The 16,110-nt window shown below is 64.6% G+C and carries 13 protein-coding genes and 1 pseudogene; 5 read left to right on the plus strand and 9 right to left on the minus strand.

What is annotated here, in order from left to right:
* Positions 1–22 precede the first annotated feature (22 nt).
* From purF to ACTGJ9_RS27605, 4 genes are all read left to right on the plus strand, one after another.
* Positions 23–1,534, plus strand: a complete 1,512-nt coding sequence (gene purF / locus ACTGJ9_RS27590; protein WP_456673649.1) for an amidophosphoribosyltransferase — start codon at positions 23–25, stop codon at positions 1,532–1,534.
* A gap of 158 nt (positions 1,535–1,692) precedes the next feature.
* Entirely contained in the window at positions 1,693–2,436 is a 744-nt protein-coding gene (locus ACTGJ9_RS27595) for an SDR family NAD(P)-dependent oxidoreductase (protein WP_456673650.1), read from the plus strand.
* A 76-nt stretch (positions 2,437–2,512) separates the two neighbouring features.
* Positions 2,513–3,676, plus strand: coding sequence for a hypothetical protein (locus tag ACTGJ9_RS27600; RefSeq protein WP_456673651.1), 1,164 nt, complete (start codon positions 2,513–2,515; stop codon positions 3,674–3,676).
* A gap of 166 nt (positions 3,677–3,842) precedes the next feature.
* Positions 3,843–5,066 (plus strand): ABC transporter substrate-binding protein, encoded by a 1,224-nt coding sequence (locus tag ACTGJ9_RS27605; protein WP_456673652.1) that lies wholly within the window; start codon positions 3,843–3,845, stop codon positions 5,064–5,066.
* Between the two features lie 49 nt (positions 5,067–5,115).
* On the opposite strand, the gene der is transcribed toward ACTGJ9_RS27605, so the two are convergent.
* From der to ACTGJ9_RS27645, 8 genes are all read right to left on the minus strand, one after another.
* Positions 5,116–6,498: a ribosome biogenesis GTPase Der gene (gene der / locus ACTGJ9_RS27610; protein WP_456673653.1), complete on the minus strand. Its 1,383-nt coding sequence runs from the start codon at positions 6,496–6,498 to the stop codon at positions 5,116–5,118.
* Positions 6,499–6,547: 49 nt separating this feature from the next.
* On the minus strand, positions 6,548–7,120 hold the full coding sequence (locus ACTGJ9_RS27615; RefSeq protein ID WP_456673654.1) for a hypothetical protein: 573 nt from the start codon (positions 7,118–7,120) through the stop codon (positions 6,548–6,550).
* Between the two features lie 41 nt (positions 7,121–7,161).
* A complete protein-coding gene (locus tag ACTGJ9_RS27620; protein WP_456673655.1) occupies positions 7,162–7,815 on the minus strand; it encodes a tetratricopeptide repeat protein in 654 nt (217 codons plus the stop codon).
* Positions 7,816–7,986: 171 nt separating this feature from the next.
* The gene (locus tag ACTGJ9_RS27625; RefSeq protein ID WP_456673656.1) at positions 7,987–9,582 is read right to left on the minus strand and encodes a class I adenylate-forming enzyme family protein; all 1,596 of its coding nucleotides are present in this window, start codon (positions 9,580–9,582) and stop codon (positions 7,987–7,989) included.
* 72 nt (positions 9,583–9,654) lie between these two features.
* Positions 9,655–10,239: an NnrU family protein gene (locus ACTGJ9_RS27630; protein WP_456673657.1), complete on the minus strand. Its 585-nt coding sequence runs from the start codon at positions 10,237–10,239 to the stop codon at positions 9,655–9,657.
* A 68-nt stretch (positions 10,240–10,307) separates the two neighbouring features.
* Entirely contained in the window at positions 10,308–10,889 is a 582-nt protein-coding gene (locus ACTGJ9_RS27635) for a hypothetical protein (RefSeq protein WP_456673658.1), read from the minus strand.
* A gap of 247 nt (positions 10,890–11,136) precedes the next feature.
* The gene (gene ltrA, locus ACTGJ9_RS27640) at positions 11,137–12,513 is read right to left on the minus strand and encodes a group II intron reverse transcriptase/maturase (protein WP_456673659.1); all 1,377 of its coding nucleotides are present in this window, start codon (positions 12,511–12,513) and stop codon (positions 11,137–11,139) included.
* A gap of 485 nt (positions 12,514–12,998) precedes the next feature.
* Positions 12,999–14,618, minus strand: a complete 1,620-nt coding sequence (locus ACTGJ9_RS27645; protein ID WP_456673660.1) for a peptide chain release factor 3 — start codon at positions 14,616–14,618, stop codon at positions 12,999–13,001.
* A gap of 175 nt (positions 14,619–14,793) precedes the next feature.
* Here ACTGJ9_RS27645 and sugE point away from each other — a divergent pair, with 175 nt between their 5' ends.
* The gene (sugE, locus tag ACTGJ9_RS27650) at positions 14,794–15,108 is read left to right on the plus strand and encodes a quaternary ammonium compound efflux SMR transporter SugE (protein WP_456673661.1); all 315 of its coding nucleotides are present in this window, start codon (positions 14,794–14,796) and stop codon (positions 15,106–15,108) included.
* On the opposite strand, the pseudogene ACTGJ9_RS27655 reads toward sugE, so the two are convergent.
* Positions 15,101–16,107: pseudogene (locus tag ACTGJ9_RS27655) on the minus strand (inorganic phosphate transporter). The gene sugE and the pseudogene ACTGJ9_RS27655 sit on opposite strands and share 8 nt — an antisense overlap.
* Between the last annotated feature and the right edge of the window lie 3 nt (positions 16,108–16,110).

The following is a 16,110-nucleotide window of genomic DNA, read 5'->3' on the forward strand; positions in this document are numbered from 1 at the left end:
CCAACAGAGAGGCGCGGACGAGATGCGACACCCCGACCAGGACGCCCAACTTGATCTCGATACCGGCCCGGCCGCGCTAGAGCTTCAGGACGACCTGGAGGGAGATACGCTGCGCGAGGAATGCGGGGTCTTCGGCATCTACGGACACCCGGACGCCGCCGCCATCACCGCCCTCGGCCTGCACGCCCTCCAGCACCGCGGCCAGGAAGCCGCCGGCATCGTCTCCTACGACGGCAGCCGCTTTCACTCGGAACGCCGCCTCGGCCTCGTCGGCGACACCTTCTCCCGCCGCGAGGTGATCGACCGCCTGCCCGGCAACATGGCGGTCGGCCATGTCCGCTATTCCACGACGGGCGCAACCATCCTGCGCAACGTGCAGCCGCTGTTCGCCGAACTCAATGCCGGCGGCCTCGCGGTCGCCCACAACGGCAATCTCACCAACGGCCTGACGCTGCGCCGCGATCTCGTGAAGCACGGCGCGATGATGCAGTCGACCACCGATACCGAGGTGATCCTGCACCTGGTCGCTCGCTCCAGGCGCGCGCGTTTCATCGAGCGCTATATCGACGCGCTGCGCGAAATCGAAGGTGCCTACGCGCTGGTCTCGCTCACCAACAAGAAGCTGGTCGGCGCGCGCGACCCGCGCGGCATCCGCCCGCTGGTGCTTGGCGATCTCGACGGCTGCCCGATCCTGACGTCCGAGACCTGCGCCCTCGACATCATCGGCGCACGCTTTGTCCGCGACATCGAACCCGGCGAAGTCATCGTGTTCGACGAGAACGGCCAGGACGTCCACAAGCCGTTCCCGCCGATCGCACCGCGGCCCTGCATCTTCGAATACATCTATTTCTCGCGCCCGGATTCCATCGTCCACGGCCGCTCGGTCTATGAGGTTCGCAAGGCCTTTGGCGCGCAGCTCGCGCGCGAAAGCCATGTGCCGATCGACGTCGTGGTGCCGGTGCCGGATTCCGGCGTGCCCGCCGCGATTGGCTACAGCCAGCATTCCGGCGTGCCGTTCGAGCTCGGCATCATCCGCAACCATTATGTCGGCCGCACCTTCATCCAGCCGACGCAGGCGATCCGCGAATCCGGCGTGCGCATGAAGCATTCGGCCAACCGCGCCGCGATCGAAGGCAAGCGCATCATCCTGATCGACGACTCGCTGGTGCGCGGGACCACGTCGAAGAAGATCGTACGCATGATGCGCGACGCCGGCGCCAAGGAGGTGCATTTCCGCCTCGCCTCGCCGCCGATCCTCTACCCCGACTATTACGGCATCGACCTGCCGGATCGCGGCGGCCTTTTGGCCGCGACGCATTCGCTGGAAGAAATGCGCGAGATCATCGGAGCCGACTCGCTCGCGTTCCTGTCGATCGACGGCATGTACCGCGCCATGGGCGAGCCCGGCCGCGACCCCGCCAATCCGAAATTCTCCGATCACTGCTTTACCGGCGCCTATCCGACCCACCTCACCGACCAGACCCAGACCGAGCCGCAACCGCGCCAGCTGTCGTTGCTGGCGGAGGCGAGCTAACGGCCCAGCCGTCATCCCGGGGCGATGCGCAGCATCGTACCATGGTGCGCAATTGTGCACCTGAGTATCTCGAGATTCCGGGTTCGGTCCTGCGGACCGCCCCGGAATGACAGTTCGCGGGGGCTTGTCCCAACCAGCCACGCCTGTAAAACGCCGCCATGACCAAGCCCCTCGCTGACCGCATCGCTCTCGTCACCGGCGCCTCGCGCGGCATCGGTTTTGCCACGGCACTCGCGCTGGCGAAGGCCGGTGCGCATATCGTTGCGACTGCACGCACGCAGGGCGGGCTCGAGGAGCTCGACGACGAGATCCGTAGAGCAGGCGGCAACGGCGCCACGCTGGTCCCGCTCAACCTCACCGATTCCGACGGCATCGCGCGGCTTGGGGCAGGCCTGCACGAGCGTTATGGCAAGCTCGACATCCTCATCGGCAATGCCGGCGTGCTCGGCCCCTCCTCGCCGGTCGGGCATATCGAGCTCAAGACGTTCAACGACGTGATGGCCGTCAACGTCTCCGCAAATTTCCAGCTGATCCGCTGCATGGAGCCGCTGCTGAGGCAGTCCGATGCCGGTCGCGCCGTCTTCATCACCTCGGGCGCCGCCAACAAGGCGACCGCCTATGTCAGCCCCTACGCCGCCTCCAAGGCCGCGCTGGAGACGCTGGCGCGCGCCTGGGCGCAGGAGACCGCGAACACGCCCTTGCGCGTCAACCTGTTCAACCCGGGTCCGATCCGTACCCGCATGCGTGCAACCCTGATGCCGGGCGAAGATCCCACGACGCTCGAGACCCCGGAGCAGGTCGCCGCGTTCATCGTCCCGCTGTGCGCGCCCGGCTGGACCGAGACCGGCAAATTCTACGACTACAAAACGCGCAGCCTGATGAGCTTCCGCGCGCCGGCCTGATTGACTTAAGCACCTCCCCGCGATTGACTGCCCGCGCCAAGCGGCAGCAAGCCGCAAGCCAAAAAAGGAGGTTGCCATGGCGCCATGGCGTGATCGCGCAGGGCTTGATTCTACACGCCTCAACCGTTCGCTCGCACGCATCTCTCAGGCTTTCTCCATCCTGATTGCAGCCATCGCCTTCCCGCTTCCCAACGTTGCCAAAGCCGGCGACATTCCGACCTTCGCTGTCGATGCGTCCTGGCCCAAGCAGCTCCCGAACAACTGGATTCTCGGCCAGGTCGGCGGCATCACGGTCGACTGGCAGGGCCACATCTGGGTGATCCACCGTCCGCGCTCGCTCACCGACGACGAGAAGGGTGCAAGCCTCAACCCACCGCGTTCGAAGTGCTGCGTGTCGGCGCCGCCCGTGCTCGAATTCGACGCCGACGGCAATCTGTTGCGATCCTGGGGCGGACCCGGCACTGGCTATGAATGGGTCGGCCGCGAGCACGGCATCGAGGTCGATCCGGCAGGCTTCGTCTGGATCGGCGGCAATGCCGACAACGACAACGCGATCCTGAAATTCACGCTCGACGGCAAGTTCGTGGCCCAGATCGGCAAGATCGCGCCGAGCCTCGGAAGTAACGACACGACGCAGCTCGGTAAGCCCGCCGAGACCGCGCTCGACAAGGAAGCCGACGAAATCTACGTCGCCGACGGCTACGGCAACCGCCGCGTCATCGTGTTCGATGCGACCACGCTCGCCTACAAGCGGCACTGGGGTGCCTACGGCAACAAGCCCGACGACAGCAAGCAGGCAGCCTATGATCCCAAGGCGCCGGCATCCCAGCAATTCGGCAATCCCGTCCATTGCGTGAAGATCGCCAGCGACGGTCTCGTCTATGTCTGCGACCGCATCAACAACCGCATCCAGGTGTTCAAAAAGGACGGCACCTTCGTGAAGGAGTTCTTCTTCGAGAAGAACACGCTCGGCAACGGCGCGGTGTGGGACATCGCGATCTGGCCCGATCCGAAGCAAACTTGGCTGCTCAGCGCCGACGGCGAGAACAACGAGATCAGGGTGATCAAGCGCGAGGACGGCAGCGTCGTTGGCAGCTTCGGCCACAACGGCCGCAACGCCGGGCAATTCCACTGGGTGCATGCCATGGCGGTCGATGCCGGGGGTAACGTCTATACCGCCGAGGTCGACACCGGAAAGCGCATCCAGAAATTCAAGCTGACCTCGGACGCGCTCAAATAGCGCCTCGACGCATTTTGCCCAAAAGTTAACCGACGGATGACGCTTTGACAGAGCGTCATCCGGCTTTAGGCGCATTGCCGCCGACCTTGGGACCGGCTACGGAATCCGGCGGAACAAGGCTCCACAAGAGAGCCGTCCGCATATTTGACAATGGAGGAAACCTTTTATGACGACGACGTTCGCGCGCCGCTCTGCGGCCCTTCTGGCCTGCGCCGCCTTCGGTTTTGCTACATCCGCCTACGCCCAGGACAAGACTGTAAAGATCGGCGTATTGAACGACATGTCGAGCCTCTATGCCGACATCGGCGGCCCGAACTCCGTGGTCGCGATCAAGATGGCCGTCGAGGATTCCGGCCTGCTGAAAAAGGGCTGGAAAATCGACGTGCTGAGCGGCGATCACCAGAACAAGCCCGACGTCGGCGTCAATATCGCCCGGCAATGGATCGATAACGAGAAGGTCGACGCGATTGCGGACACGCCGAATTCCGGTGTTGCGCTGGCGGTCAACAACCTCGTCAAGGAAAAGAATTCGGTGCTGCTGAATTCCGGCGCCGCCTCCGCCGACCTGACCGGCAAGGCCTGCACACCGAACACCGTCTCCTATACCTACGACACCTATATGCTGGCCAACGGCACCGGCAAGGCGCTGACCAAGGCGGGCGGCGACACCTGGTTCTTCCTGACCGCCGACTATGCGTTCGGCCATGCGCTGGAGCGCGACACCACGGCCGTCGTGACGGCGAATGGCGGCAAGGTGCTTGGCAGCGTCAAGCATCCGATCAACACCTCGGACTTCTCGTCGTTCCTGCTGCAGGCCCAGTCGTCCAAAGCCAAGGTGGTCGGCCTCGCCAACGCCGGCGGCGACACCACGAACGCAATCAAGCAGGCGGCCGAATTCGGCATCGTCTCCGGCGGCCAGAAGCTGGCGGCCCTGCTGTTCATCAACGACGTGCATTCGCTGGGGCTCAAGACCGCGCAGGGCCTGACTTTCACCGAATCCTTCTACTGGGACATGAACGACCAGACCCGCGCCTGGTCGAAGCGCTTCGCCGCACTCGCCAGCAAGAACGCGATGCCGTCGATGACCCAGGCCGGCAATTACGCGATGGTCCTGCACTATCTCAAGGCAATGGAAGCGCTCGGCGGCAATCCGCATGACGGTGCCAAGGTCGTCGCCAAGATGAAGGAGATGCCGACGGACGATCCGCTGTTCGGCAAGGGCCCGCTGCGCGAGGACGGCCGCCGTCTCATCCCCGCCTATCTGTTCGAGGTCAAGAAGCCCGAGGAGTCGAAGGGACCGTGGGACTATTACAAGCTGGTCGCGACGATCCCGGCGGAAGATGCCGCCAAGCCGCTCAAGGACAGCGAGTGTCCGCTGGTGAAGAAGTAACCGCGTAGCGGTCATTCCGGGTCGGTGCGCAAGCACCAGACCCGGAAGCTCACGACGGCCGCTTCCGCTTGTGGGCGAAGGGATTGGCCTTCTCGCGCAAGGTAATGCGCACCGGCGTGCCCGGCAGCTCGAAAGCCTCACGCATCGAGTTGATGAGGTAGCGCAGATAAGACTGCGGAACGGCGTCCGCCCGCGAACAGAACAGCACAAAGCTCGGCGGCCGCGCCTTGGTCTGCGTGATGTAGTTCAGCTTCAGCCGGCGGCCGGACACAGCCGGCGGCGGATTGGCCTGGACTGCCTCCTCGAACCAACGGTTCAATGCCGAGGTCGAGACGCGCCTGTTCCAGAGCGCATAGGCGTCCTGGATCGCCTGCATCAGGCGATCGATGCCCTCTCCCATCAGGCCGGAGACGGCGACGATCGGCACGCCCTTGACCTGAGGCAGCCAATGGTCGGCGTCGCGACGCAACGTCGAGATCGCGCCGCCGCCCTTGGTCTCCATCAGGTCCCATTTGTTGACGGCGAGGACGACAGCGCGTCCCTCGCGCTCGATCAGGTCGGCGATGCGCAGATCCTGCTCCTCAAAGCGGTTCTGCGCATCCATCATCATCACGACGACTTCGGCAAAGCGCACCGCGCGCAGCGCATCCGCAACCGAGAGCTTCTCCAGCTTCTCCTCGATGCGCGAGCGCCGGCGCAGGCCGGCGGTGTCGAACACGCGGAATTCGCGGCCTCTCCAGTTGATCTCGACCGCGATGGAATCGCGCGTGGTGCCGGCCTCCGGGCTTGTCAGCAGGCGTTCCTCGCCGAGCAGATGGTTGATCATGGTCGACTTGCCGGCATTGGGGCGACCGACAATGGCAACCCGGATCGGGCGGGTCGCGGCCTCCTCCTCGGTGAGCGGCTCGTCGTCCTCCGCCTCATCCTCGTCGACCGGCTCCGGCATCAGCTTGGCGAGCTCGTCGTAAAGCTCGCCCATGCCCTCGCCATGCTCGGCCGATATCTGGATGGGATCACCGAGGCCAAGCGCAAAGGATTCCATCGCGCCGGCGTCGCCGTGCTTGCCCTCGCTCTTGTTGGCGACCAGCAGCACCGGCTTGTTGGCCTTGCGGGCGAAATCGGCGAAGGCGCGATCGGTCGGCGTGAGACCGATGCGGGCGTCGATCACGAAGAACAGCGCATCAGCCTGGGCGATCGCCGCTTCGGTCTGCTCCTGCATGCGCGCAGTCAGCGAGCCCTTGGCGCCCTCGTCGAGACCGGCGGTGTCGATGATGGTGAACTCGAGGTCGCCGAGCCTGGCCTCGCCTTCGCGGCGGTCGCGAGTGACGCCGGGCAAATCATCGACAAGCGCGAGCTTCTGTCCAACCAGGCGGTTGAACAGCGTCGACTTGCCGACATTGGGTCGGCCGATGATGGCAATCGTAAAGGACATCAGTCATTCGTGCGCCGTGGAGGTAGCGCCTGTCAATTCGGTGAAAATATCAGCGGGAGAAACTGCCGCTGGGCATCGGCGCCGGGAAGGCTCCCTGCTGCGACTGCTGCTGCTGGGTGGTCTGTGCCGATTGTGCCGGCTGCTGTGCGGATTGCTGGTCCGGCGGCGGCGCGGTGGTGCGCTTGCGGACGATCTTGTGCTTGGGCGGCGCAGTCGTCGGCGCCGGGGCCGCCTCGGGCTGTGCCTCGCCATCGACCTCGCCGGCCGGCGCTTCAGCCGGAGCGGCTGCGGTCGCGGCCGGCTGCCTGGTCTTCTTGCCCTTGGCGGATTTCGACGGTTTCGCCGGCTCGACGGCCGGAGGCTCGGCAGGCAGCGCCGCGACGGCAGGCACGTTCGGATCCTGCTGTTGCTGCGCGCCCTTGTATAGGTCCTTCGGCACGCCCTGCTCGAGACCCGGCACACCCTCGGGGAATACCGGCTTGCGGTCGCCCGGCAGCTTCTTCTTGGTGTCGAGGAAGTCGAGCAGATCGCTCGGATCGAAGCCGCCGCTGGAGCAGCCGCCCAGGAGGCCCGTGAAGGCGATCAGGACGGCGGCTGCGATCAAACGTGGCGTACGGCGCATATCGATATCTCGTCTCGGCTCTCTAGACCGTCAGCTCTCGGTCAGCTCTTGGCGACCGGCGGCAGCAAAGCCTGGAGCGCCTCGGCGCGCGAGCGCAGGCCCGGCGGCGTTTCGCCGTCCTCGGCGATCGCGTCGAGCCATTTGCGAGCCGCAGTCATATCGTTGTTGCGCCACGCCGACAGCGCCAGCATCTCACGGGCGCTGTGGCGGAAGGTCGATTTGGGCTCGGCAGAGGTTTCCAGCCGCTGCTGGATCTCGGCGTAGCTCGCGCTGTCCACCAGCAGGCCGGCGGCACGAATCCTGGCAAGATCCCGCCATTCGCTGCCGACGCCGCTATCAGCGGCGATGTCGTCGTACGACTTGGCCGCAGCCTTGGGGTCGCGGGCCGATGCCTCGGCCGCAGCGCGAAGCCGCGCCAGAGTCCGGTAGCCGGATGGGGCCTTGGTCGCGAGATCCGCAAAGGCCGTCTCGGCCTCGGCGTGCTTGCCCTGTTCCGACAGCTCAACGGCCTTTTCGAAGGTCGCGCCAGCCTCGGCGGCCTTCTTCGCCTCCAGATATTGATAGCCGCGCCAGCCACCTACGGCCGCCACGACCAGCACCATGAGCGCGATGAAGTAGAGCGAATATTTGTCCCACAGCCTTTTGAGCTGTTCGCGACGTACTTCCTCGTCGACTTCGTCAAATAATTCAGACACTTATGCTAATCCCATGCCCGGCCGGGAGCGCGCGCCAGATCGTACGCGTCTAAAGCCCCGTCCCCGCGTCGCGGCGGCGATACCCTATCGATATGGCGGTGGCAAGGCAAAGCAAGGCCGATCAAGGCGTTAACGCGCGATCCGGGACATTCCGGGGCCCACCCGCCGCATTCAGGCCCCGACCAGCAGCTCCCGCAGCTGGCGCTTCACCACCTTGCCATTGGCGTTGCGCGGGAGGGGCTCCGCCGTGACCGTCATGGTCTCCGGCACCTTGTAGTCGGACAATCGCTCGGCGCACCAGGCTCGCAGGTCGTCGCTGCCGACCTGGATGCGCGTGACCACGACCGCATGAACGCGCTCGCCCAGCACCGGGCATGGCTTTGCGATTATCGCGCTCTCGACCACGGCGGGGTGGCCGGCCAGCACGGATTCGACCTCGGCCGAATAGATCTTCAACCCGCCGCGATTGATCATGTCCTTCTGACGGTCGAACACACGGACGAATCCTTCGGCGTCGACCGAGCCGAGATCGCCCGAATGCCAGAAGCCCGCAGTGAAACTCTCGGCCGTGGCCTTCGGGTTGTTCCAATAGCCCTTGATGACAGAGGCGCTCTGGATCCAGAGCTCGCCGATCTCGCCGCGCGGCAGCTCGCGCCCGTCCGTCCCCATCGCGACGATGCACGCACCCGGACACGGCAGACCGACGCTGTCGATATGGCTCGCCGTCAGCTCGCCCGGCATGATGGTGGACGGCGATGTCGTCTCGGTCGAGCCGTAGCAGTTCGCGAGCTTCAGGCCCGGAATTGTCGCCTTGAGCTTCTCGATCGTCGCGACCGGCATCGGTGCGCCGCCAAAACCGCCGATGCGCCAGCTCGAAAGATCATAGCTGTCGAAGTCCGGTTGCAGCAGGCAGAGATTGTACATCGCCGGGACCATCACCGTGTAGGTGACGCGCTCGCGCGCCGCGAGCTTGAGATAATCCGCCGCCTTGAATTCCGGCATGATGATCAGCGCGCCGCCGCAGCGGATCATGGTCGTGATGTTGGCGACGACGCCCGTGACGTGCCCGAGCGGCACGGCTGCGATCGAGCGGTCGGCTGCCGTCAATTGCAGGCAGGACACGAACACCATCGAGGAATGCACGATGTTGCAATGGGCCAGCATCGCGCCCTTCGGTTTGCCCGTCGTGCCCGAGGTGTAGAGGATCATCGCAGTGTCCTCCTCGTTCACTTCGAGCGGAGCCGGGGCTTGTGCGTTGTCGGCGAGCACCGCGAAGCGCGACAGAGCCGGATCGCTGTCGATGGCGACGCGATGAATCACATCGGGCACATCCCGCGCATCGGGCAGCCGCTCGGCGAGGCCCGCTTCGTGGATCAGGATCTTGGCGCCGCAATCGGTCAGGACATAGGCGATCTCGGGCCTCTGCTGACGCGTGCTGAGCAGCACGGTGACCAACCCCTCATGCGCGGCCGCAAACAGCAGCAGCGGGAATTCGATGCGGTTGCCGAGCAGGATCGCAACGCGGTCGCCACGCTGCAGGCCGAGCCTGCGAAAGCCCGATGCAATCCGCGCGGCCTGCTCCACCGCCTGCCGCCAGCTGAGCCGGACATTGCCGCAGACCAGCGCTTCGCCATCGCCGTTGCGCGCGCAAGCCTCGGCAATCATCGCCCAGAGACTGGCCGGTCGATCGGTGAAGGCCGGGACCACCCGATCGCCAAAACGGGCCTCGCACCGCATCGGCGGAATCTGAGATTGCGACCAGTCCATCGGAGGGCTCTCGGCTTGTTGCTTTTGTCACCTTCCGCGCATGGGCGCGCGGTGCTGTCTTGCGCTGATCGGCTATCCGCCCATCACGGGAACACCGATCACGACAGGATGGAATGCAAACGCCAACGCCAGATAGGCGACGACGCCGACGGCAATCGCAATCAGGTCGTTGGTGACGCCCCCCACCGGAATCGGCGGCCCGCCGCTATCGGTGCGATGCTTGAGTGAAATGCGGTCATAGACCGCCCAGCCCAAAAACGAGCCGAACAGCATGATGGAGCCGAGATCGCCATTGGCGAGCAGATGCGCAGCCGCCCACAGCTTGATGCCGGCGAGCATCGGATGCTTCAGCGTCGCATAGATGCGCCCACGCAAATACGATGCGACCACCAGGATGACGGCAGGCAGCATCAGCGCGATCGTGATTTGCTTCATCGCCTTCGGCGGGTACCAGACGTCGATCCAGCCGGTCGCGCGATAATGGCCAAAGCCCCAGACGATCAGCGCCAGCCCCGCGAGCGAGACGATCGAATAGAGGATCTTGTAGGTCCCCTCGCCCAGTCGCTCGATCGCCTGCGCGCGCGCGTCTCGTTTCGTCGTGAAAACATGGGCGGCGAAAAACAGCACCAGCCCCAGGATCATGACCAGCAGACCCACGACGTCCTCCCCTCAACCAGCGCCCCCCATGGCCTATCATCGATTGGCCGCGGATCGCAACTGATGCGCTACTTGCCGGTCTCGCGATTATCGACGTAGCGGATCGCGATCGGGCGCCCGGCCAGGGCACCGCCGAGGCCGCTGGTGAATTTCAGCGGCAGGCAGGCGTTCAATGACGAACTGATTGCATTGAGATAGGTCGTCCTCGTATCGGCCGGGACGCCTGCGGTCGCGTATGTCAGGCGCGGCGGGCCAATCAGGCCGCCCGTCTTGTTGAAGCTGAACCGCACCGACATCTGCATGCCTTGCCGCGCGGTACTTTCCGGCGGCGGTGACCAGCAGCTGCGCAACTCGGCGAAGAGATCGCCGATCGTATCGAGATCGTGTTTCGGCTTCTGGTATTTGCCGCGTTCGGCGTCTGACGGAACGCTCTCGATCGTGAGCTGAAGGTTCTCGCCGTAGGGATAATCGATCTCGGGAATACAGGGGCCGTGATCGAGCACGCTGCAATAGGATGGCGTGCAGGGCCGATTGTCGAGCACGCTGCACGGCGAATGCGAGAACGGTATCGGATTGATCTGCCGACGCCGCGCGTCGGCGGCGACGGTCGATATCGCCAGCAGGATAAGAACGGGGATAGCGCGCCACATACCTTGAGCTCGCGATGTCACGTAAGGAAACGTGGCACCGTTCGTGAAGGCGTCAAGCCCGCGGGCGTTCACATGCCCGCGTTCAAACCCGGTATCGTCGCGCGGCTTGACCGGTTGAATCCGCCCAATACGCCGAGACGTTTGTGATTGAATCGAGGGGCCGCGGTGATCGGGATAGGGGAGTCTCGCGACTCCTCCCCTCCCACACCACCGTACGTACGGGTCTCGTATACGGCGGTTCGATGGATTATGCGGGCCGCTGTGCCGCGATGGAAGCCAGACCGAGCGAACCGAAGAGAGCTTTTGGCACGGCAATGTTGAGCGCGGGGCTGTTGCTGAGCCGCCAAGGGCCACGTGGGCTGCCGGCGGTCTTTGCCGCCAGAACCCGGCCGACGCCGCGGCGTCGCAGCTCGGCGAAGCGAGCCGGTCCACGCTTCCACTGCTTCCAGGCGATGGCGCGCAACCGCCGCCTGATCCATTCGTCAAGTGCGCGCATCACCGACGGCGTCTGGCAGAAGCCAAAGTAGCCACGCCATCCGATCAGATAGCGTGACAGCTCCTTGACAGTCTGCGCAAGGCTTTGGCCACACGTGCGTCGCGTCAGCTCCCGAACTCTCGCCTTGAAGCGGGCGATCGCCTGCGGCGCAATGCGCCGTCGTGGCAGCGGCTCGCGGGTAAAGCTGAAGCCCAGGAACTTGCGGATGCTCGGCTTGGCCACCGCACTCTTGGCCCTGTTGACCTTCAGCTTGAGGCGCTTTTCGAGGAAACGTTCGATGCCCGCCAGCACCCGCTCACCCGCCTTCTGACTGCGCACATAGATGTTGCAGTCGTCGGCGTAGCGCACGAAGCGATGGCCGCGCTTCTCCAGCTCCTTGTCCAGCACATCCAGCATCAGGTTCGACAACAGCGGCGAGAGCGGTCCACCTTGCGGCGTGCCCTCTTCCGTCGAACTGACCAATCCTCCCTCCAGCACACCCGCATTCAAGAAGCTGCGGATGAGCTTCAGGAGACGCTTGTCAGCAACCCGTTTGGCAATGAGCCCCATCAGGATGTCGTGGTTGACCCGGTCGAAGAACTTCTCCAGGTCGATGTCCACGACGACAGTGTGCCCGGACGCAATATACGCCTGCGCTCGTTCCACCGCCTGATGCGCCGAGCGGCCCGGCCGAAAGCCGAAGCTCGTCTCGGAGAACGTTCCGTCCCAATCCGCCTGCAGCACCTGCATCACCGCCTGCTGAATGAAGCGGTCGAGCACCGTCGGAATGCCGAGCGGCCGCAGGCCACCCGACGCCTTCGGTATCTCCGCCCGCCGCACCGGCTGCGGTTTGTAGGTGCCGTCAAGCAACTGGACGCGGATCGTGAGCCAGTGCTCCTTCAGATAGGCCGGCAGTTCGCCGACGGTCATCCCGTCAACGCCTGCCGCACCCTTATTGCGCTTCACTCGCGCCAACGCTGCCTTCAGGTTCTCACGCCCGACAACGTCTTCCATCGACGGTCCCGCGACCGCCGGGCGTTCGAGACAGGCTTCCGCCGGGCAGGCTTCAGGCTCTCGGGCGGCAGCGCTTCGGGCTTCACCCTCCGCCCCGGTGCCCAAGTTCAGCTCGACCTGATTCTTCTGCCGCATGGCTCGCACGAGATCGCCGCTCTACTGGCCTCTTCCACCGTTCAGGCCTTCGGCGGCGCGCCGCCGCCTACTATGCCCTCTGCTGACTTCTGCACTGCGGTCAGGCCGCCTTGCGGCGACCTCAGTCCCGTTGCCGGGACACCGTGCAGACCTCCCGAGGTAAGATCGACCGCCTTCGCCGCACGCCCGCCGGATCTACCACCCCGGCCCTTGATGACTATGGACTTCGCGATCAGTAGCTCGCTCGTCCGGTCGGGTAGGCCTCGTTATCCGGTGTTTGTTCATCGGGCCGCGGCTTTGCTCCACGCTGTCTTCAGACCCCACCTCGCGATGACGCCCTTGCGCTTTGCTAATCCTTCGCCGTCATCAGGCTGGATAGAGGACTTCCACCTCCAAGCTGTCGTTCATACTCGGCACACTACTGGATGCCCCGAGCCGGGGCATGACAGTGGAGGGAATGGCTACAGAGCGGACGGAACACCACCCTACCCCTTCTTCTTCACGTCCTTGACGTTCGTGAATTCGATGCCCTCGGCGCGTTCCCGGGTGTAGCCGAGATAAAACTCGTTCCGCGCGAGGTACACAGGATCGCCATCGACATCGTCGGCGATGCTGGAGGTGTTGGCGGCGACAAAGGTGTCGAGCTTCTTGCGATCGTCCGACGAGATCCAGCGCGCCAGCTGGAATTCGCTCACCTCGAACTCGACCGGCAGCGAATATTCCGCATCGAGCCGCGCCTTGAGCACATCGAGCTGCAGCGCGCCGACCACGCCGACCAGCGCTGGCGCGCCGTCGCGCGGACGGAATACCTGCACGACGCCCTCTTCCGACATCTGCTGAAGTGCTTCCTTGAGCTTCTTCGCCTTCATCGCGTCGGTGAGACGGACCCGCCGGACGATTTCAGGCGCGAAGCTCGGCACGCCAACGAAATTGAAATCCTCGCCCTCGGTCAGCGTGTCGCCGATGCGCAGCGTGCCGTGGTTGGGAATGCCGACGACGTCGCCGGCAAAGGCCTCGTCCGCGACCGAACGGTCCTGGGCAAAGAAGAATTGCGGGCTCGACAGCGGCATGCTCTTGCCGGTGCGCACCAGCTTCGCCTTCATGCCGCGGCTGAGCTTGCCCGAGCAGAGCCGCGCAAAGGCGATGCGGTCGCGATGGTTCGGATCCATGTTCGCCTGGATCTTGAACACGAAGGCGCTCATGCGCGGATCGGTCGCTTCGACCTTGCGCTGATCGCTGTCCTGCGCGCGCGGCTCGGGCGCGAACTTGCCGAGGCCTTCCAGCAGATCGCCGACGCCGAAATTGCGCAGCGCGCTGCCGAAATAGACCGGCGTCAGATGGCCCTCGCGGAACGCCTCCAGCTCGAACGGTTTCGAGGCCTCGGTGACCAGCTCGAGTTCGTCCTTCACCGCCGAGACGTCGAGATTGGCATTGAGCTTGGCGAGTTCCGCGATCTCGATCTGCTGCGCGGCGCCCGTTTTGGCACCTCCACCTTCGAGCAGGCGCACGCCGCCATTGGCGACGTCATAGGTGCCGAGGAAGTCGCGGCCGCGGCCGACCGGCCAGGTCATCGGCGTGGTATCGAGCGCCAGTGTCTTCTCGATCTCGTCGAGCAACTCGAAAACGTCGCGGCTCTCGCGATCCATTTTATTGATAAAGGTGATGATCGGGATATCTCGAAGACGACACACCTCGAACAGCTTTCGCGTCCGCGCCTCGATGCCCTTGGCTGCGTCGATCACCATCACGGCGGAATCGACCGCCGTGAGCGTGCGATAGGTGTCTTCCGAAAAGTCTTCGTGGCCCGGCGTGTCCAGGAGGTTGAAGACGAGACCTTCGAACTCGAAGGTCATGACCGAGGTCACGACCGAGATGCCGCGCTCGCGCTCGATCTTCATCCAGTCGGAGCGGGTGTTGCGCCGTTCGCCTTTGGCCTTGACCTGGCCGGCTAGATTGATGGCGCCGCCGAACAGCAGCAGCTTTTCGGTCAGCGTGGTCTTGCCGGCGTCCGGATGCGAAATGATCGCAAAGGTGCGCCGCCGCGACACTTCTGCGGCAAGCGGGGAACGGGCCGGCGATTCGGCTGGGATCGCGATGTCGGACATGGCGGGAGCGTTTGGCAGGGAAAATGGGCCTGATCAAGCCTCATTTGGTGATTGCGGAGCCCTTTGGCCAGCCCCATATCGGCTTCGATCAGACAGATCTTTGCGGAAGGACGACCTTCCCGCTCATCAGCCTATCAGCCTGCGGGGACGACCCTGCCTTGAATGGAGGGTCGTCATGGCCTGGAGCATCCTGTTCGTCGCCGGTCTTCTCGAGATCACCTGGGCCATCGGCCTGAAATATGCCGAGGGTTTTACCAGGCCGGTTGCTTCCGTCATCACGCTCGCGGCAATGGCCGGCAGCGTGATCCTGCTTGGGCTCGCCCTCAAGTCACTGCCCGTCGGAACCGCCTATGCGGTATGGACCGGCATCGGGGCGGTCGGCACCGCGACGCTGGGCATCATCTTGTTCGGCGAACCCGCCACCGCGCTTCGCCTCGCCAGCATCGGGCTGATCGTCGCCGGCATTGTCGGGCTGAAGCTCGTTACTTGAGAAAAATCCTGACGGCCCACCAGGTCAGCGCCGCGACGATCGCGGAGGCCGGCATCGTGATCACCCAGGCGTAGACGATCGAGCTCGCGACATTCCAGCGCACCGCCGAAAGGCGGCGCGCGGCGCCGACGCCAACGATGGCACCGGTAATGGTGTGGGTGGTTGAGACGGGAACTCCGAGGAAGGTCGCCATGAACAGAGTCGCAGCGCCCCCGGTCTCGGCGCAAAAGCCCTGCATCGGCGTCAGCTTGGTGATGCGCAACCCCATGGTGCGGACGATGCGCCAGCCGCCCATCAGCGTCCCCATCGCCATCGCCGCCTGGCACGACAGCACGACCCAGAACGGCACGTAGAATTCGCCGCCGAGCTGGCCTTGCGAATAAAGCAGCACGGCGATGATGCCCATGGTCTTCTGCGCGTCATTGCCGCCATGGCCGAGCGAATAGAGCGAGGCGGAGGCAAATTGCAGGATGCGAAAGGCCCGGTCCACGGCAAGGGTGTCGAGCGCACCGACGCCCACGAGACGATCGCGACCAGCACCATCGCCAGCAGGAAGCCGACGACCGGAGACAGCACGATGGCGATGACCGTCTTGGACAAGCCGCTCCAGACCGCCGCCGAGAGCCCGGCCTTGGCGACGCCTCCACCGAACAGGCCCCCGATCAATGCGTGGGACGAGGACGATGGAATGCCGAGTGCCCAGGTGACGATATTCCAGACGATGGCGCCGACCAGCGCCGCGAAGATCACCTGCGCGTCGACGATCGCGGGATCGATGATACCGGTGCCGATGGTCTGGGCGACGTGCAGGCCGAACACCATGAAGGCGACGAAATTGAAGAACGCGGCCCAGATCACCGCGAATTGCGGCCGCAGCACGCGGGTCGAGACGATGGTCGCGATCGAATTGGCGGCGTCGTGCAGACCGTTCAGGAAGTCGAACAGCAGCGCGACGGCAATCAGTCCGATCAGGACGGGAAGACCGAAGGCAGCATCCACGGC

Source organism: Bradyrhizobium sp. RDM12 (genome assembly GCF_051917485.1).
Classification (GTDB): Bacteria; Pseudomonadota; Alphaproteobacteria; order Rhizobiales; family Xanthobacteraceae; genus Bradyrhizobium.